Annotated in this window: 15 protein-coding genes and 1 other RNA gene; 2 read left to right on the top strand and 14 right to left on the bottom strand. The window is 62.6% G+C overall.

Annotation, left to right across the window (positions count from 1 at the left end):
- Positions 1-25 precede the first annotated feature (25 nt).
- Complete coding sequence (locus FHT75_RS02720) at positions 26-1,339, top strand: MFS transporter (protein ID WP_063474592.1); 1,314 nt, start codon at positions 26-28, stop codon at positions 1,337-1,339.
- A 114-nt stretch (positions 1,340-1,453) separates the two neighbouring features.
- A complete protein-coding gene (locus FHT75_RS02715) occupies positions 1,454-2,383 on the top strand; it encodes a UDP-glucose 4-epimerase family protein (RefSeq protein WP_063474591.1) in 930 nt (309 codons plus the stop codon).
- Positions 2,384-2,386: 3 nt separating this feature from the next.
- Here the strand turns inward: FHT75_RS02715 and murB are convergent, their stop codons facing one another.
- The 14 genes from murB to FHT75_RS02645 all read right to left on the bottom strand — a co-directional run bounded on the left by murB (position 2,387) and on the right by FHT75_RS02645 (position 18,371).
- Positions 2,387-3,361, bottom strand: a complete 975-nt coding sequence (gene murB / locus FHT75_RS02710; RefSeq protein WP_063474590.1) for a UDP-N-acetylmuramate dehydrogenase — start codon at positions 3,359-3,361, stop codon at positions 2,387-2,389.
- A complete protein-coding gene (murC, locus tag FHT75_RS02705; RefSeq protein WP_063474589.1) occupies positions 3,358-4,773 on the bottom strand; it encodes a UDP-N-acetylmuramate--L-alanine ligase in 1,416 nt (471 codons plus the stop codon). The genes murB and murC overlap by 4 nt, the downstream gene beginning before the upstream one ends.
- Entirely contained in the window at positions 4,770-5,894 is a 1,125-nt protein-coding gene (gene murG / locus FHT75_RS02700; RefSeq protein ID WP_047610941.1) for an undecaprenyldiphospho-muramoylpentapeptide beta-N-acetylglucosaminyltransferase, read from the bottom strand. The genes murC and murG overlap by 4 nt, the downstream gene beginning before the upstream one ends.
- A gap of 6 nt (positions 5,895-5,900) precedes the next feature.
- Positions 5,901-7,055 (bottom strand): putative lipid II flippase FtsW, encoded by a 1,155-nt coding sequence (ftsW, locus tag FHT75_RS02695; protein WP_047610942.1) that lies wholly within the window; start codon positions 7,053-7,055, stop codon positions 5,901-5,903.
- 1 nt (position 7,056) lies between these two features.
- Positions 7,057-8,469, bottom strand: coding sequence for a UDP-N-acetylmuramoyl-L-alanine--D-glutamate ligase (gene murD, locus FHT75_RS02690; RefSeq protein WP_063474588.1), 1,413 nt, complete (start codon positions 8,467-8,469; stop codon positions 7,057-7,059).
- A 7-nt stretch (positions 8,470-8,476) separates the two neighbouring features.
- A complete protein-coding gene (gene mraY / locus FHT75_RS02685) occupies positions 8,477-9,577 on the bottom strand; it encodes a phospho-N-acetylmuramoyl-pentapeptide-transferase (protein WP_003541415.1) in 1,101 nt (366 codons plus the stop codon).
- A 22-nt stretch (positions 9,578-9,599) separates the two neighbouring features.
- Positions 9,600-11,033 (bottom strand): UDP-N-acetylmuramoylalanyl-D-glutamyl-2,6-diaminopimelate--D-alanyl-D-alanine ligase, encoded by a 1,434-nt coding sequence (locus tag FHT75_RS02680; protein ID WP_063474587.1) that lies wholly within the window; start codon positions 11,031-11,033, stop codon positions 9,600-9,602.
- Positions 11,030-12,550, bottom strand: a complete 1,521-nt coding sequence (locus FHT75_RS02675) for a UDP-N-acetylmuramoyl-L-alanyl-D-glutamate--2,6-diaminopimelate ligase (protein ID WP_063474586.1) — start codon at positions 12,548-12,550, stop codon at positions 11,030-11,032. Before FHT75_RS02675 ends, FHT75_RS02680 begins: the two co-directional genes overlap by 4 nt.
- A 6-nt stretch (positions 12,551-12,556) precedes the next feature.
- Positions 12,557-14,317 (bottom strand): peptidoglycan D,D-transpeptidase FtsI family protein, encoded by a 1,761-nt coding sequence (locus FHT75_RS02670; RefSeq protein WP_047610954.1) that lies wholly within the window; start codon positions 14,315-14,317, stop codon positions 12,557-12,559.
- A complete protein-coding gene (locus FHT75_RS02665) occupies positions 14,317-14,835 on the bottom strand; it encodes a hypothetical protein (protein ID WP_063474585.1) in 519 nt (172 codons plus the stop codon). The genes FHT75_RS02670 and FHT75_RS02665 overlap by 1 nt, the downstream gene beginning before the upstream one ends.
- Position 14,836: 1 nt before the next feature.
- A complete protein-coding gene (rsmH, locus tag FHT75_RS02660) occupies positions 14,837-15,862 on the bottom strand; it encodes a 16S rRNA (cytosine(1402)-N(4))-methyltransferase RsmH (protein WP_063474584.1) in 1,026 nt (341 codons plus the stop codon).
- A gap of 17 nt (positions 15,863-15,879) precedes the next feature.
- On the bottom strand, positions 15,880-16,317 hold the full coding sequence (gene mraZ / locus FHT75_RS02655) for a division/cell wall cluster transcriptional repressor MraZ (RefSeq protein ID WP_024320776.1): 438 nt from the start codon (positions 16,315-16,317) through the stop codon (positions 15,880-15,882).
- A 427-nt stretch (positions 16,318-16,744) separates the two neighbouring features.
- An RNA gene (gene rnpB, locus FHT75_RS02650) (RNase P RNA component class A) lies at positions 16,745-17,142 on the bottom strand.
- Positions 17,143-17,195: 53 nt separating this feature from the next.
- Positions 17,196-18,371 carry an NAD(P)/FAD-dependent oxidoreductase gene (locus tag FHT75_RS02645; protein WP_063474583.1) on the bottom strand — a complete coding sequence of 392 codons (1,176 nt, stop codon included), beginning with the start codon at positions 18,369-18,371 and terminating at the stop codon, positions 17,196-17,198.
- Between the last annotated feature and the right edge of the window lie 8 nt (positions 18,372-18,379).

Genomic DNA, 18,379 nt, shown 5'->3' with positions numbered 1-18,379 from the left:
CATAGACAGACTGATTGGAATGAAAATGACAGACGCGATCTCCGCATCGCCGACACCTGCCTCGAACAGCGCGCAAGTCAATTCTCCGGCTCGCGTTCTCATCGCCAGCCTTGTCGGCACCACCATCGAATTCTTCGACTTCTACGTCTACGCGACGGCAGCCGTCCTCGTCTTCCCGCATCTCTTCTTCCCGGCAAGCGATTCGAACGCCGCAACGCTGCAGTCGCTGGTCACCTTCTCGATAGCCTTCTTCGCCCGCCCCATCGGTGCCGTGGTCTTCGGCCATTTCGGCGACCGCATCGGCCGCAAAGCAACGCTCGTCGCCGCGCTGATGACGATGGGGCTTTCGACCGTCCTGATCGGCATGCTGCCGGGCTATGATTCGATCGGCATCGCAGCACCCTTGCTGCTGGCGCTTTGCCGCTTCGGCCAGGGGCTTGGCCTCGGCGGCGAATGGGGCGGCGCCGTTCTGCTCGCCACCGAAAACGCTCCTCCCGGCAAGCGCAGCTGGTACGCCATGTTCCCGCAACTCGGCGCGCCGATCGGCTTTATTCTTTCCTCCGGATTTTTCCTCATCCTGGCGGAAACGATGAGCAACGAGGATTTCCTCGACTACGGATGGCGCATTCCCTTCATCGCCAGCCTCGCCCTTGTCGCTGTCGGCCTCTATGTCCGCCTGAAGATCGCCGAAACGCCGGAGTTCCGCAAAGCCGTCGAAAAGCACGAGCGCGTCGCCGTGCCGATCGAGGTGGTCTTCCGCGGCCATCTGCGCAGCCTGATCCTCGGTACCTTCATCGCCGTGGCGACCTTCGTGCTGTTCTACCTGATGACGGTCTTCACGCTCTCCTGGGGCACGACACCTTTGGAAAAGGGCGGGCTCGGTTATACCAGAGAGCAGTTCCTGGTCGTCCAGCTTGTCGGCGTCGTCTTCTTTGGCCTGACGATCCCGCTTTCCGGCTGGCTTTCAGACCTCTATTCGCGCCGCATCATTCTGTCGCTGACGACGATTGCCATCGCAATCTTCGGCTTCTTCTACGCGACGCTGCTGACCAGCGGTCTCACAGGCGCCTTCCTGTGCTCGATCATCGGCCTCGCTTTGATGGGCTTCACCTATGGTCCGATCGGCGCGGCTCTTGCAGCGCCCTTCCCGACCATGGTGCGCTACACCGGCGCCTCGATGACCTTCAACCTCGGTGGCATCTTCGGCGCCTCGCTCGCCCCCTATATCGCCACCTGGCTCGCCACCCACTACAGCCTGAACTATGTCGGTTACTACCTTGCCGCCTCGGCTGTGATCTCGCTGGTCTGCATCCTGCTGTCGGGCCGCGAAGAAGTCTGAGCCTCGGATAACCAATCAACGAAAAGCCGCGACGGCCACCGTCGCGGCTTTTTTATTGATACCGTGGGCACTTCAGGCTAACCGGAGCAGTCACGGCAAAACGGGGAACAGATGATGCGATGCCTCATTACCGGCGCGGCCGGCTTTGTCGGAGGCCCCCTCGTCGAAAGGCTGCATAAAGAGCGGATATGGGAGCTTGCGGTAACCACCCGCTCGGCCGCCGCCAGCTTCCCGGCGGATGTGCGGCATTTTCCCATCGAGATAACCAGCGAAACCGACTGGACGGCAGCTCTCGACGGTGTCGATGTCATTGTCCATCTCGCTGCCCGCGTTCACATCATGGATGACCGCGCGGCCGATCCTCTGACGGAATTCCGCCAAATCAACACTGCCGCCACGCTGAATCTCGCCGAGCAAGCCGCCCGCGCGGGCGTAAAAAGGCTCGTCTTCATCAGCAGCATCAAGGTCAATGGTGAAGAGAACGACCGGCCTTTCCGGCACGACGACACGCCGATGCCGGTTGATCCCTATGGTATTTCGAAGCTGGAATGCGAAATCGGGCTGCAGGAAATCTCCGCCCGAACAGGCATCGAAATTGTCGTCATTCGACCGCCGCTCGTCTATGGGCCCGGTGCCAGGGGCAACTTCGCCCTGCTCGTCGGACTTGTCCGGAAGAAGATACCGCTCCCCTTCGCCTCGCTGAAGAACCGCCGGACATTGGTCGCGCTTCCCAATCTCGTCGATCTGATCGTCACGGGCATGACGCATCCGGACGCTGCCGGCCAGACCTTTCTTGCAGGCGATGGGGAAGATCTGTCGACCCCGGGGCTTATCGAAGGAATTGCCGCAGGCTTGGGCGTCGAGCCGATGCTGCTTCCCTTCCCTCCCGCCTTGTTGCAGATGGGGGCGAGAGTGACGGGAAAGAGCGCCGTCTACCAGCGTCTTTGCGGCTCCCTGCAGGTCGACATATCCCATGCCCGCGACGTGCTCGGCTGGTCGCCCGTCGTCACGCCGCGCGAGGGCCTGAAGCTTGCGGTGAATTAACCGTTATTCGCTCGTGACACCCTGGAATGGGCGCACTTCCCGGCCGGGCATGAAGACGCCGAAGCGTTTGATTTCCCACTCGAGCTTGATGCCCTCTTTCTCGAAGACTTCGCGGCGCACCTGTTCGCCGAGATATTCGAGATCGTAGCCGGTCGCCTGCCCCATATTGATCATGAAGTTGCAGTGAAGCGACGACATCTGCGCTCCGCCGATGACGAGGCCGCGGCAGCCTGCCTCGTCGATCAGCTTCCAGGCCGAATGGCCAGGCGGGTTCTTGAAGGTCGAGCCGCCGGTCTTTTCGCGCACCGGCTGCACCGTCTCGCGGTGATTGCGCACAGCATCCATCTCGGCACGAATCTGCGCCCGCTCTTCCGGATAGCCCTCGAACAGCACGGAGGTGAAGATCAACTCGCTGGATGCGGTCGAATGGCGATAGGAATAGCCCATCTCGGCATTGCTGAGCACATGCTTGTTGCCTTTGCGATCCAATGCATGGACCTCGATCAGCCGCTCGCGCGTTTCCACGCCGTTGGCGCCCGCATTCATTCGCGCCGCGCCGCCGATGCTGCCCGGAATGCCGTAGAAGAAATGGAAGCCGCCGATACCGTTATCCATCGCCATCGCCGCCACATGTTTATCAGGGCAGATGGCGCCGGCCAGGATGCGGTTTTCGCCGGCAAGCTCGACGAAGCCGAACCCCTTGGCGGACAGGCGCAGCACGACGCCGGGAATGCCGCCGTCGCGAACCAGGATGTTGGAGCCGACGCCGACCACGGTCAGCGGCACCTCTTCCGGCAATATTTTCAGGAAGGCGATGAGATCGTCGATGTCATGCGGCTGGAACATCAATTCGGCCAGGCCGCCGGCCCTGAACCAGGTGACGCGGTCCATGGGGGCATCCGGCGTGATACGGCCGCGGATATCCTTTACACCGTCTCCGAGAGACGCGAGAAGCTTTTCCCCATTCACCTGTTTCATACGGACTTTCCCGAAAGGCCTTCCAGTTGTTTGGGCAGCGCCGCTGCCCAGGATGTGATGCTCCCAGCCCCCAACAGAACCACGAAATCGCCAGGCTTTGCAACCTCCGAGACCATCTGAGGCAGAAGTTCCGCCGAGGTGAGAAAGCGGGCGTCGCGATGGCCGCCCGATTTTATGCGCGAAACCAGCGACACGGAATCGATACCCTCGATCGGATCCTCGCCCGCTGCGTAAACAGGCGCGAGGAAGATGCTGTCGGCATCGTTGAAGCAGGCGGCGAATTCCTCGAAGAGGCTGGCAAGACGGCTATAACGGTGCGGCTGGTGAACCGCGATGATGCGCCCCTTGCAGGCTTCGCGGGCAGCGCGCAGCACCGCCTTGATCTCGACGGGATGGTGGCCGTAATCGTCGAAGATCTGCACTCCGTTCCATTCGCCGGTCAGCGTGAAGCGCCGCTTGACGCCGCCGAAGGAAGCAAGCCCCTTGGCGATATCGGCGCTCGATATGCCGAGCCGGTTGGCAACGGCAATCGCCGCCGTGGCGTTGGAAATATTATGCCGGCCGGGCATCGGCATGACCAGCCCCTTGAGCTCGATCACCTGGCCGGTGCGGCGGCGGCGGATTTCGACGTCGAAGATCGAGCGCGTGCCGTCGATGCGCACATTCGTGAAGCGCACGTCGGCCTGCGGATTCTCGCCATAGGTGATGATCTTGCGGTCCTCGATGCGGCCGACCAGCGACTGCACCTCCGGATGGTCGAGGCACATGACGCCGAAACCGTAGAACGGCACATTCTCGACGAACTGCCGGAAGGCGGCGCGCACCGCATCGAAATTGCCGTAATGGTCGAGATGTTCCGGGTCGATATTGGTGATGACGGCGACATCGGCCGGAAGCTTCAGGAAGGTGCCGTCCGATTCATCGGCCTCGACCACCATCCACTCGCCCTCGCCCATGCGGGCATTGGTGCCGTAGGCGTTGATAATGCCGCCATTGATGACGGTCGGGTCGAGCCCGCCGGCTTCGAGCAGCGTCGCGACCAGCGAGGTGGTCGTCGTCTTGCCATGCGTGCCGCCGATGGCGATCGCATTGCGGAAGCGCATGAGCTCTGCCAGCATTTCGGCGCGGCGCACCACCGGCAGCAGCTTTTCGCGCGCGGCGATGAGCTCCGGATTGCTCTTCTTGATCGCCGTCGAGACGACGACGACTTCGGCGTCACCCAGGTTTTCCGCCCGATGGCCGACGGACACCTCGATGCCCTTCTCGCGCAGGCGCTGGACATTGGCGCTGTCGGCCTGGTCCGATCCCTGCACCTTGTGGCCGAGATTGTGCAGCACCTCGGCAATGCCGCTCATGCCGATGCCGCCAATGCCGATGAAATGGACGAGACCGATCGCCTTTGGCAGTTTCATGCGCGTGTCCTCTTGAATTCCGCAATTGTCCGTCCGGCGGCAATAGCCTCAACCATGTCGGCAAGCAAGTTCGCGGCATCGGGTTTGCCGGCGAGTTTCGCCGCCGCTGCCATGTGCGAAAGCTTTTCCGGATCGTTCATGACAGCCGTCAGGATCGCCGCGATTTTCTCCGGCGATAGTTCCGACTGGGCAATCACCTTCGCCCCGCCGGTCGCAGCGAGTGCTGCGGCATTGGCCGCCTGATCGTGATCGAGAGCATGCGGGTAAGGCACGAGCACCGCCGGCCGGCCGATGACCGAGATTTCCGAAACCGTCGAGGCGCCCGAACGGCAGATGACGAGATGCGCTTTCGCCAGCCGTTCCGCCATGTCGGTGAAGAAGGGAGCGATATCGGCCCCCATCTCCAGCTTGGCGACGCAGCCGCTGACCATTTCCATATCTTCGGGACGCACCTGCTGGGTGATACGCAGCCGCACGCGAAGCGCATCGTCGAGCAGGCTGATCGCCGTCGGCAGCGCCTTGGAGAAATATTGCGCGCCCTGGCTGCCGCCGAAGACGACGAGGTTGAAGGCCTCACCGGGATGCGATGGCGTGTAAGGTACCTCGGCCGCGGCGATGATCGCCGGGCGGACCGGATTGCCCGTCGTCACCGTCTTGTCCGGGAAAGCGGCGCCGCCTTCGGGCAGAAAGCCGCCGGCGATGGCCTGCACGCGGGTTGCTAAGGCCTTGTTGGCGCGGCCCATCACGGCGTTCTGCTCGTGGATCATCGAGGGCACGCCGAGCCGGGTGGCGGCAAGCAGCGGCGGCACGGTGGGATAACCGCCGAAACCGACGACGATCACAGGCCGCAGCCGCTGGATCAGCTTCTTCGCCGCGCGCATGCCGCTCCACAGCGTCCACAGCGAACGGGCGACGGCAACCGGGTTCTTCGAGCCGATCGTCGCCGACGGCACGACATGGATTTCCTCGGCCGGGAACTTGCCGGCGTAACGCTCGGCCCGGCTATCCGTGACGAGATGCACCGAATAGCCGCGCTCCTTCAGCTTGAAGGCCAGCGCCTCAGCCGGGAATACATGGCCGCCGGTTCCCCCGGCGGCAAGCAGCACGATGCCTTTGCTCATAGTCCTCTACTCCGCCGGCATGCCGTGCGGGACGCGGAAGAGGCTCCGGTCCTGCGCACGCTTTTCCGGTCGATGGCGCGTCAGCGCCAGAATGAAGCCGGCAGTGACGCAGATCGCCACCATGGACGAGCCGCCGTAGGAAATCAGCGGCAGCGTCATGCCCTTGGCCGGCAGCAGTTCGAGATTGACGCCGATATTGATGATCGACTGGATGCCCATCTGCAGCACCAGGCCGGCGACGGCGAAACGGTTGAAATCGTTCCGCTCCCGATAGGCATGCGAGAGGCCGCGCAAGACCAGCACCGTAAACAGCGCAACGAGCGCCATGCAGAAGACGATGCCGAACTCCTCGGCCGCGACCGAGAAGATGAAGTCGGTATGGGCATCCGGGATGATGCGCTTGACGATACCTTCGCCCGGTCCCTGGCCGAACCAGCTGCCGCGGATGATCGCTTCGCGGGCGGTATCGATCTGGAACGTGTCCCCCTCGCCGGTCATGAACTTGTCTATTCGGCCGGCGACGTGCGGGAAGACGTAATAGGCGCTGAGCAGGCCGCCGGCGCCCCCGATGCCGAGCAGCATGATCCAGATCCACGGCATGCCGGCCATGAAGAACATCCCGCCCCAGACGGCCGTCGTCAGGATGGTCTGGCCGAGGTCGGGTTGCGCGATGAGAAGGGCGGCGACGATGCCGAACAGGATGATGGCGAAGAGATTGCCGGGGATTTCCGGTTGGCGCGCATGTTCGGCAAACAGCCAGGCGCAGACGACGACGAAGGCCGGCTTCATGAATTCCGACGGCTGGATGGAAAGGCCAGCGATCCAGATCCAGCGCCTGCCGCCCTTGACCTCCTGGCCGACGAACAGCACCAGCACCATCATGGCGATCGAGATGATCAGGATCAGGATCGCGGTTCGCCGCACTTGGCGTGGCGTCAGGAACGACAGCCCGAGCATGACGGCGATCGAGGGGATCATGAAGGCTGCGTGGCGCTTGACGAAATGGAAGGGTTCGAGCCCGATGCGCTCGGCAACCGCTGGAGAAGCCGCGAACGACAGCATGAAACCGATGCCCATCAGGAAGATGAACATCGCCAGGAAGAAACGGTCGATGGTCCAGAACCAATCGGCCAGAGGCCCACGCTCCGCACGGCTTACCATGTCATTTCTCTCCTGTTGCCGGACCGATCAGCATCGCAATCCCGTCAAGCGCTGCCACGTGGCCGACGAAGGCATCGCCCCTGACTTCGAAATTCTTATACTGATCGAAGCTTGCGCAAGCCGGGGATAACATCACGGCCGAAGCACCGCTTTCGTCGCGCTCGGCATCGGCTGCAGCGTGCGCGACGGCGCGCTCCAGCGTACCCGAGATCTCGTAAGGCACGGCCTCGCCGAGCGTCGCAGCGAATTCCGCCGCCGCCTCACCGATCAGATAGGCCTTGGCGATGCGTGGAAAATAGGGAGCAAGCGTCGTAATGCCACCTGCCTTCGGCAGACCGCCGGCTATCCAGTAGATGCGATCGTAGCTCGAGAGCGCGGGTGCGGCGGCATCGGCATTGGTGGCTTTGGAATCGTTGACGAAAACGACGCGGCCACGCTGGCCGACCGGCTGCATGCGGTGTTTCAGTCCCGGAAACGAGGTGAGCCCGGCGCGGATGTCGGCGGCGGAAACTCCCACGGCAAGGCAGGCGGCGACGGCGGCGGCGGCATTCTGCGCATTATGGCTGCCGCGCAGCGTCTGGATGCCGTCGAGATCGGCGAAAGGCAGCATGGCGCCGCCGGCGGCCTGGATGAGCCTCGTGCCCTCGGCATAAATGCCGTCAGCCACCACGTTCCGGCGCGAAATGCGGACCACCTTGACACCCGCCCGCTCGACGCGGTCGGCGATCAAGACAGAATGGCTGTCGTCGGCACCGACGATCGCGACATCGCTGCCGGCGACCAGCCGTTCCTTGATATCGGCATAATGCTGCATCGTGCCGTGACGGTCGAGATGATCGGGCGTCAGGTTGAGCAGGATTCCGGCCGAAGGGTTCAGCGTCGGCGCCAGATCGATCTGGTAGGAGGAGCATTCGACGACGTAGTAACGCCCGGTCTTCGGCGGATCGAGCGTCAGCACGGCCGTGCCGATATTACCGCCGAGCTGCGTGTCGTAGCCTGATGATTTCAGGATATGGGCGATCAGCGCCGTGGTGGTCGACTTGCCGTTGGTGCCTGTTATGGCGATGAAGGGGCAATCCGGCGCATGGGCGCGGCGCTCGCGCACGAAGAGCTCGACGTCGCCGACGATATCGACGCCCGCCGCGCGCGCAAGATCGACGGTCCAATGCGGCTTCGGATGGGTGAGCGGCACGCCGGGCGACAGCACGAACAGCGCCTGCTGGCTCCAATCGATGGTGTGCAGGTCTTCCGTCCGGATGCCTTCGGCCGCGGCCTTGGCGACGCTGTCGGGATTGTCGTCCCAGGCGGTCACATCGGCGCCGCCTGATATCAGAGCCCGGGCGGTGGCAAAGCCGGAGCCGCCGAGCCCGAAGAGCGCGACCTTCCTGTCCTTGAGCGTCGTGACCGGGATCATCGCCGCCTCACCGCAGCTTCAGCGTCGAGAGGCCGAGCATGGCAAGGCCGACGGCGACGATCCAGAAGCGGATCACCACCTGGCTTTCGGTCCAGCCTTTCTTCTCGAAGTGATGATGGATCGGCGCCATCAGGAAGACGCGCCGGCCGGTCATCTTGAAGAAGCCGACCTGGATGATGACCGAAAGCGTTTCGATGACGAAAAGGCCGCCGATGATCGCCATGACGATCTCGTGTTTGGTGGCGACGGCGACGGTGCCGATCGTGCCGCCGAGCGCCAGCGACCCGGTGTCACCCATGAAGATGGCGGCCGGCGGCGCATTGAACCAGAGAAAGCCGAGGCCGGCGCCGATGACGGCGCCAAGCACGACGGCAAGCTCGCCGGTGCCGGGCACGAAATTGATCTGCAGGTAGTTGGCAAACACCACGTTGCCGGCGAGATAGGCGATGACGCCGAAGGAGGCGGCGGCGATCATGACAGGCACGATGGCAAGCCCGTCGAGGCCGTCCGTCAGGTTGACGGCATTGCCGGCGCCGACGATGACGAAGCCGCCGAAGACGACGAACATGATGCCGATATTGATCATGAAGTCCTTGAAGAAGGGAAACGCGATCGAGGAGCCGAAGGTCGAACCGGCAATTCCCGAGGCAAGAGCGGTGCGCATCATGAAATAGACGGCGATGCCGGCAATGACGAATTCGATGCCGAGGCGCGCCTTGCCGGAAAAGCCCATATGGCTCTGCTTCGTCACCTTCAGATAATCGTCGTAGAAGCCGATCGCACCGAAGCCCAGCGTCACCAGCAAGGTGGCGACGACGTAGACGTTGGAAAGATCGGCCCAGAGCAGCGACGCGCCGACGATGCCGGCGAGGATCATCAGCCCGCCCATGGTCGGCGTGCCGGCCTTCTTGAAATGCGTCTGCGGCCCGTCGGCGCGGATCGGCTGGCCCTTGCCCTGCCGGATGCGCAGCGAGTTGATGATCGTCGGTCCGAACAGGAAGACGATCAGCGCTGAGGTGAAGAGAGCGGCCCCTGTGCGGAAGGTAATATATCTGAACAGGTTCAGAAACTTGAAATATTCCGACAGTTCGACAAGCCAGATCAGCATTCAGGGCCCCTTGTTTACCCGATCAAAGTTCGCGTTGCGTGTCGGCAAATGACGGGAACTTGTCAAGGAGCGCGGCGACGATCTTGCCGAAACCGATGCCCAGAGACGATTTCACCATCAACACGTCGCCTGGCGCGACCGAGTTCAATACATAATCCGTCAATTCGCTCGTGTTCTCGCGATATTCGACATGGACGCTCTCCGGCAGCGATTCCTTGAGCGCAGCCATCTCGGCTCCAGCGAGCCAGACATATTCGATGCCGGCAGCAAGCAGCGGCACGGCGAGGTCGGTATGGACCTTCTGCGCATAGTCGCCCATCTCCAGCATGTCGCCGAGCACGGCGATACGGCGTCCGCGGCCGGTCGGCTCGGAGGCAGCCAAGAGTGCGATCGCCGCACGCATCGAGGCCGGATTGGCATTGTAGCTCTCGTCGATCAGCGTGAAGCTGCCGCCGCCGATCGAAAGCCGGTGGCGCTTGCCCCTGCCCTTTTCCGGCTTCAGCGTCGCAAGCGCTTCGATCGCCTTCTCCATGTCGGCGCCGACGATCCTGACGACCCCGAGGGCTGCCAGCGCATTCTCGGCGATATGGCGGCCGGGCGCGCCGATCGCGACCTCCAGCGTCTCGCCGCCGATCGTCAGCCACAGCGTCGAATTCTCGTCGGAGCCATTGAACTCTGCGAGCCGGAATTCGGCCTTGGCATGCTGGCCAAAGGAATGGATATGCTCGATGCCGAGCGACTGCGCCGTGCGGTCGAGGAAATTGAACTGGTCGTTGTCGCGGTTGAGCACAACATGGCCGCCGGGTTCAAGTCCCTCAAAGATCTCGGCCTTGGCGGCGGCGATTTCCTTGATGTTCTTGAAATTGCCGAGATGCGCCGGCGCGATCGTCGTGATGATGGCGACATCGGGACGGATCATCGCCACCAGCGGCCGGATCTCGCCGGGATGGTTCATTCCGACTTCGAAGACGCCGTAATCCGTATCCGCAGGCATGCGCGCCAGCGTCAGCGGCACGCCCCAATGATTGTTGAAGGAGGCGACGGAAGCATGCACCTTGCCGGAAGGCGACAGCACATGCCGCAGCATTTCCTTGGTGGTCGTCTTGCCCACAGATCCCGTCACCGCGATGATCCGGGCCTTCGAGCGCTCGCGCGAGGCAAGGCCGAGACGGCCGAGTGCCGCAAGCACATCTTCCACGACGATCATCGGCACCGTCAGCCGACCCATGGCCGGAAGCCTCGCCTCGCTGACGACAAGAAGGGAGGCACCGTTCGCCATCGCCATCGACGCGTAATCGTGACCGTCGACACGATCACCCTTGATCGCGAAGAAAGCCTCTCCTGGAGTAATCGAGCGGCTGTCGATGGAAATGCCGGTGATGCCTTCGGGCAGAGTGCCGAAGGGGCGCCCCGCCATCGCTGCGATCATGTCTTCGGTCGTCCAGAGCCAGCTCAAGATTTCAGTTCCTCCAAGGCCTTGCGCACCTCCGCATGATCGGAAAACGGCAAGGTGACGCCGCCGATCGTCTGCCCTTCCTCATGCCCTTTGCCGGCGACGATCAGCGTATCGCCGGATCTCAGCATGCCCACAGCCTCGCGGATCGCCGTGGCGCGATCGGCGATTTCCGAGGCGCAGCCTGCTGCCGCCATGATCTCCGCCCGGATCGAAGCCGGTTCCTCCGAACGCGGATTATCGTCGGTGACGATGACGACGTCGGCAAGCCGGCAGGCGATTTCGCCCATGATCGGCCGCTTGCCGCGGTCACGGTCGCCGCCGCAGCCGAAGACGACGACGACGCGGCCGGTGGTGAAGGGTCGCACCGAGCCCAGCACGTTTTCCAGAGCATCCGGCTTGTGGGCATAGTCGACATAGGCGAGAGCGCCATCTTTCGTATGGCCGACGAGTTCGAGACGGCCGGAGGCGCCGACGAGCTTCTCCAGCGCCGCCATCGCAACCTTCGCGGCCACGCCAGTCGACATGGCAAGCCCTGCCGCAACAAGCGCGTTGGCGACCTGGAAATCGCCGGCCAGCGGAATGTCCACCTCGAAGATCTCGCTGCCGATATGGATCTCGGCCGTCTGCTTGTGGCGGAAGTGCTCGACGCGCTTCAAGGAAAGATAATTGCCCTTTCGCCCGACGGTACGAACGTCGTGACCGGCATCGGTCGCCGACTTGATCGCCTGCGCCGACCACGGATCGTCGGCGAAGATCACCGCCGGCGACCCCTTCGGCAGCAGCGTATCGAAAAGCCGCATCTTGGCGGCCATATAGGCTTCGACGGTCGGATGATAATCCATGTGGTCGCGGCCGAGATTGGTGAAGGCGGCGGCGGCAAGCTTGACGCCGTCGAGACGGCACTGGTCGAGGCCGTGGCTGGAAGCTTCCATCGCGGCATGCGTCACGCCTTCTTCGGCGAGTTCCGCCAGCAGCTCGTGCAACGACACCGGATCGGGCGTCGTCAGCGAGCCATATTCGTTGCGCGTCGGCGAGACGACCCCCGTCGTACCGATCATCGCGGCCGCATGGCCCGCATGCGCCCAGATCTGCCTGACGAAGGAGGCAACGGAAGTCTTGCCCGCCGTGCCGGTGACGGCGACCATGGTATCGGGCTGCCTGCCGTGGAAACGCGAGGCGGCGATGGAAAGGAAGCGGCGCGGTTCCTTGACCGCAAGCACCGGGATGGAAGCATCGATAGCTTGAGAGGCGATCGCGACAACAGCGCCGCGGCCGGCGGCATCCGCGATGAAACCCACGCCGTCCGCCTTGGTGCCGGCGACTGCGACGAAGGCATTGCCCGGCGTCACCTTGCGGCTATCCGAAGACAGGCCTGAGATATCAATCAAGCCTGCCGGGCCTTCGAGCTGTGCTTCAAGTTCCGGAAACTGATCTCCGGCCAGGTCTCGCAATTTCATCGAATGCACTTTTCTCTCTTGAAGCCGGTTCACCCCTCGCGAATCGGCGTCGATATTCATTCACACTCAATAAGACACCAGCAAGGCCGAACCGCCCTCCCCGAATTTCGGCTCGATGCCGAGAATGGGGGCTGCGCGGCTGATGATCTCACGAGCGATCGGGCCGGCCGTACCGGCAGAGATCGTTCCGCCATATTGCTTCTCACCGGTCTTCGGCTCGTCGCAGAAGGTGATCACGGCGTATCTGGGATCATTGATCGGGAATGCGGCAATGAAGGAATTGAAATTCAGCGTCGCCGAATAACGCCCATTCACCACCTTGTCGGCGGTACCGGTCTTGCTGCCGACGGCAAAGCCCGGCACGCGGGCGACACGTCCGGATCCCTTGTATCCGTTGAAGTCGAGGAGATAGCGGATGTTGTCGCTGGTCGACTTCTTGATCACCTGCGTGGCGATCTGATCGGCCTGTTCGCGCGTGCGCGGCAGGAATGTCGGCTCGATCAGCTTGCCGCCGTTGACGAGGGCGGCGGCGGCGACCCCTGTCTGCAGCGCTGTCGTCGAGACGCCGTGGCCAAAGGAAATCGTGATCGAATTGATCTTCTTCCAGACACGCGGCTGGCTCGGCATCTTCACTTCGGGCAGCTCGGTCTGCATCTTCGTCAACAGGCCGAACTTGGTCAGGTAGTCCTTCTGCGCGTCGATGCCGACGATGTCGATGACGCGCGCCGTACCGATATTCGAAGAATACTGGAAAATCTCGGGGACGGTCAGCCAGCGGCGCTGCCCGTGAAAATCGTGGATGGTGAAGCCGCCGATATAGATCGATTTGCTGGCGTCGAAACTGTCGGTCATTTTGACCTTGCCGGTGTCGAGCGCCATGGCCAGCGAAAAGGTCTTGAAGGTCGAGCCCATTTCGAAGGTGCCGTTGGTCATCCGGTTGAGCCAACCTTCCTTGGCGCCTTCCTGCGGATCGTTCGGATCGAAATCCGGCGCCGACGCCATCGCCAGCACTTCTCCCGTGTGCACGTCGATGACGGCGGCTCCCGCCCCCTTGGACTGGAAGTTGTTGACGGCGTTGACGACCGCGTCGCGGACGATGTTCTGCACGCGCAGGTCGATCGAAAGCCGCACCGGCTCGAGCGGCTGGTCACTGGTCATGCCGACCGAGGCGAGATCGGCAAGTCCCTGGTCGTCGATATATTTCTCCATGCCGGCGACGCCGCGGTTGTCGATGTTGACGTAGCCGAGGATATGCGCGGCGGTCGAGCCGCCCGGATAGAAACGGCGCTTCTCCGGACGGAAGCCGATGCCGGGAATGCCGAGCGCCAGGATTTGGCTCTGCTGCTTCGGCGTCAGCTGCCGGCGCAGCCAGGCAAAATGCGAGGTCTTGACCGAGAGCTTCTTATAGGTGTCCCTGACGTCGAGTTCGGGCAGCACCGTTGCAAGTTTCTCGACCGCCTCATCGGCATCGACGATCTTGTTGGGCTCGGCAAACAGCGAGACGGTACGGATGTCGGTCGCCAGCACCTCGCCGTTGCGGTCGAGAATGTCGGGGCGCGAGGCCATCAGCCGGTCGGGCGGCAGGATGCTGGAGACGACCTCCTGATCCTTCATCGCATATTCGACGAGACGTCCGCCGATAATGACGTAGACACCCATGAAGCCAAGAATCAGCAGGCCGACGCGGCTTTTCGCCTGTCCTGATTTTTTCTTGCGCGATCCCTCGATCGCCAGGCCGGCGGGCGAAGGACCGCCGAACCGGTTATAGACGCCGGCGGAGAAATGCGCTTGGCTCTTCAAAACCATGATGCGGGAAAGAAACGACATTATTCCACCGACCCCGTTTCGATCTCGTCTGCGCCTGCGTCGTCCTCCGCCCCGCCATCAGGCGCCACTGCGCCGTGCGGCTCCGCCGCGCCACGCGGCGCAGGCTGGGGAATGGGCTGTATCTTGGAGGTACCAGTCGCGCCTTTGGCGCTGGCCACGGTCGCGCCCTTGGCGCCCGCTCCGGCCGCGCCGTTGGCTTTGGCCTCCGTCACGTCGGGCACGGGAACCTCGGATTTCAGCATCGGCAATTCCTTGGCATGCACCAGCGCCGTCGACGCCGTCGGCTGCAGCTGCAATTCGTCATTATAGGCCTTGACCAGCCGCTCCAGCCGGTTCGGCTGCGATTGCAGCGCCCAGTCGGCCTTGAGGAGGTCGATCGTATCCTTCTCGAGCTTGATCTCGGCTTCGAGGCGATGAACCTCCTCGAGCTTCAATTCGGCGCGATGTTTGATCGTGTAGGTCACGGCGGCGGTGGCCGTCATGACGCCGATGAGCACGAGATCGAAGGTTTTCAGCATATCAACCACCAAGCTTTCCGAGGCTGGCAAGATTGGGAAACCCGAAGAGCGACATATCCGCGGCCTCGGCCGCAGCGTCCGTCCTCAGGCCGGCGCGCAGCTTGGCGGAGCGGGCGCGCGGATTGATCTCCGCCTCCGCCTCGCTTGCCGAAACCATCGGCTTGCCGATGGCCGCAAAGGTTGCCGCCCGTTCATGCGCGACCGGCAGATGCCGCGAACCCGACGCCTTGCCGGCGCGGTCGGAGAAGAATTTCTTGACGATGCGGTCTTCGAGCGAATGAAAGGTGACGACGACGAGCCGCCCGCCGGGTTTCAGCGCCGTCTCCGCCGCAAACAGCGCTTGCGCCAGCTCGCCAAGCTCGTCGTTGACGAAGATGCGCAGCGCCTGGAAGACGCGCGTTGCCGGATGGATCTTGTCCTTCATCTTGCGCGGCGTGACGAGCTCGATGAGACCGGCGAGATCGCGTGTCGTTTCGAACGGCTTTTCGGCGCGGCGCTTCTCGATCGCATGGGCGATGCGCGGCGCCTGGCTTTCCTCGCCGAGAAAATGGAAGATGCGGATGAGATCGGCGACCTTGGCGCGGTTGACGACATCGGCGGCCGAAACGCCTGTCGCCGACATGCGCATGTCGAGCGGTCCGTTTTTCTGGAAGGAGAAGCCGCGTTCCGCCTCGTCGATCTGCATGGAGGAGACGCCGATATCGAGCACGACGCCGTCGAGCCCGCCTCGCGGCGCATGATCGGCAAGATGCGAGAACTGCGAATGAATAAGCTTGAGACGGCCGCCATGGGCGGCGACCATTGCTTGGCCAGCCGCAATCGCCGTGGGGTCGCGGTCGAGCGCGATCACCTCGGCGCCGGCCGCCAGGATGGCCGAGCTGTAACCGCCCGCACCGAATGTACCGTCGAGGATGAGTTTGCCGGAAGCCGGCGCCAGCGCCGCAAGGACCTCTTCGAGAAGAACGGGAATGTGACGAACCGATCCGCCACCGGCATCAGTTGAACCTCCGCCAGGATTCGCCACCATTCCGTTTCCTCGTTCTTTCAGGAACGCTTGCCCGCCAGCTTGCGTTCCCCTCGTGCCTGCGCCTGCGCAGCCACAAAAGCCTGCGGCTGCCACAGCTGAAAATGATCCGCCCGACCGACGAAAGTCACTTCGTCCGAGATGCCGGTAAAGCCGCGAATGAAATCCGTGACCATCAGCCGCCCCTCGGCGTCGAGCTTCATGAAGACCCCGCCTCCATGAATGAGAAGCGACATCTCGTTCGCATCCGGCGAAAACGGATCCTCCGCAGCAATCTGCCGTTCGAATCTCTCGAGAAGATCCGGACCGCCGACGCTGATCGCCGGAAACACAAAATCCTGAAAGCAATAGAGCTCCTGGACATTGCGCTGCGCCAGCACGGAACGGAACGCCGACGGCACGGAAACCCGGCCCTTGGCATCGATCCTGTTGGTCGCGTTCGATAGGAAGCGGCTCATTACACGAAACATCCGTTCCCGCAGGGATCCGGACAAAAAGACGCCCGAAACTCCCAATATCAGACACAGCTTCGCAAGCCGGATGAGCAAAAACCCGTCCGACGCTTCCGGAGAGGAAGACGCCTTTGCTTTGCGATGAATGGGCAAATGATTGCCCTGGTGCAGTGCGCATTTGGGATAGCATGGGACCATATGGGCGTCAATGGGATGCGCCCGTTTTGCAATAGACGCATGATCAAAAATTTATAAGCCGTTAAGTTTAACAAAGGGTTAGGATCACCCTCCCGCAGGAGGCGCGCAACCACACTTTCGCAAAAAGAATTTCCACTCGCGGGGTTGCATGAGCATCCGCTTGAAATCATTCGATTTCAGAGGCTTATATGGAAGTGATGTCTGAAATCGTGGGTTTTCCGCGCCACAAAAGTTAATCGCCAGTTGGCCTGTAAGCCGGGTTCTGTATGGCTCCGGCGTGAACCGGAACGTGGCAGCCATTCCTCTGGGACAGCGCTCGCACGCTGCCTCGCGCAACCCACCCGGATGACTGGCCTGGAAACCGGCCGGAAGGCCTTTCGGCCCGCCGCGTCATCCCTATTCGGTCTTGCTCCCGGTGGGGTTTACCGTGCCATTTCCGTTGCCGGAGATGCGGTGGGCTCTTACCCCACCCTTTCACCCTTACCTGTCATGACAGGCGGTTTGCTTTCTGTGGCACTTTCCCTGAGGTCGCCCTCGCCGGACGTTATCCGGCACCGTGTTTCCGTGGAGCCCGGACTTTCCTCACCCTACCGCCTTTCGGCATTGGTAAAGCGCGGCTGCCCGGCCAACTGGCAGGGGTCCCATAAACGAGAGAGATGGCAATTGCTATCGAAATCAAAAATTATTTATCGAAATTGCGGTGTGAAATCCGTGGAGTAGCCTTGTTCGCTGATTCTGCCCGACAAAAGCAGCTCAGCCCCAAGCCGGCCGATTTCGTCGGAGCTCTTGGCCGACGTGCCGGCGCAGCCCGTCAACACCGCGATCTCAGGCGACGAGGTGTAGCCGATCATCGGATAGCCGCTTTCCGTCTGCGACACGACGCAGGCCGCCGTCGATATCGAAAGCGGCGCCAGATCAGGCACCAGACCGGCAACGATGCGTTGAAGATGCGCGCGCACGCTGTCGCGCCCTTCCGTCTTGAACCAGGCACGCATTTCCGTATCGTCGCTGAGTGTCACATCGTCAGGGTCGCCACCGATCTTCAGGTAGAATTTGCCGTCGGGATAAAGGATCGGCGGCAGCAGGTAGATATGGATGTCGGGCGTATCGACAATGAGCGACGGCATGGCGGCTAGGCGCGCCGCCTCCGTCTCGCTCACCTCGAACAGCGTCACGGTCCGGGCATAAACCGTCAGGGCAACCGGCCGCGACAACAGATTCTCGGCAATGGAAAATCCGCCCGCCGCCAGCAGCACCTTTTCAGCACGATAGGTCAGGCCGCCTGATGTCTTGACGACGGCAAAGCCGCCCTCGCTGCGGATCGAGACGACGTGGTCGCGAATGATGGTGGCGCCCGCCTTTTCCGCCAGCAGCGACTGCGCCTTCACCAGCTTGCGCGGGCTGATATGGCCGGCCCCTCTCACCTCGAAGACACCGGCGCCATCATCAGGAAAGGCGAAGAAGGGAAAGGCAGCCTTCAGGCCCGCTCCATCGAGAAGGCGGGTCTCGACGCCGAGCGAGACGGCCGCCTGCCGGGTTCTCTCGAGATAATCGCTTGCCCTCGGCGCGACGACAACACAGCCTGCCTCGCGATAAAAGTCGACGCCACTGTCGCGGGCGATCTCGCCATAACGGCCGATCGAGCGGTTGGCGAGCAGCGCCCAATTGCGGTCGGGATCGATGGTGCGGGTGATGCGCCCCTCGTCGTAGTGGCTGGCGAAGACGCCCTGATGCGCCTTGCGATCACCAGGCTCGTCCGGGCCGATCACCGCGACGCCGTCCGCCTGCCGCGCCAGATGCCGCGCCGCCGCCGCCCCCATCAGCCCGCGGCCGACGACGATATATTTGAAATCGACTGCCATCATGTCCT

The organism is Rhizobium sp. BK112, from assembly GCF_014193215.1.
Taxonomy (GTDB): domain Bacteria; phylum Pseudomonadota; class Alphaproteobacteria; order Rhizobiales; family Rhizobiaceae; genus Rhizobium; species Rhizobium anhuiense.
This window is presented reverse-complemented; position numbering and strand designations above follow the sequence as displayed.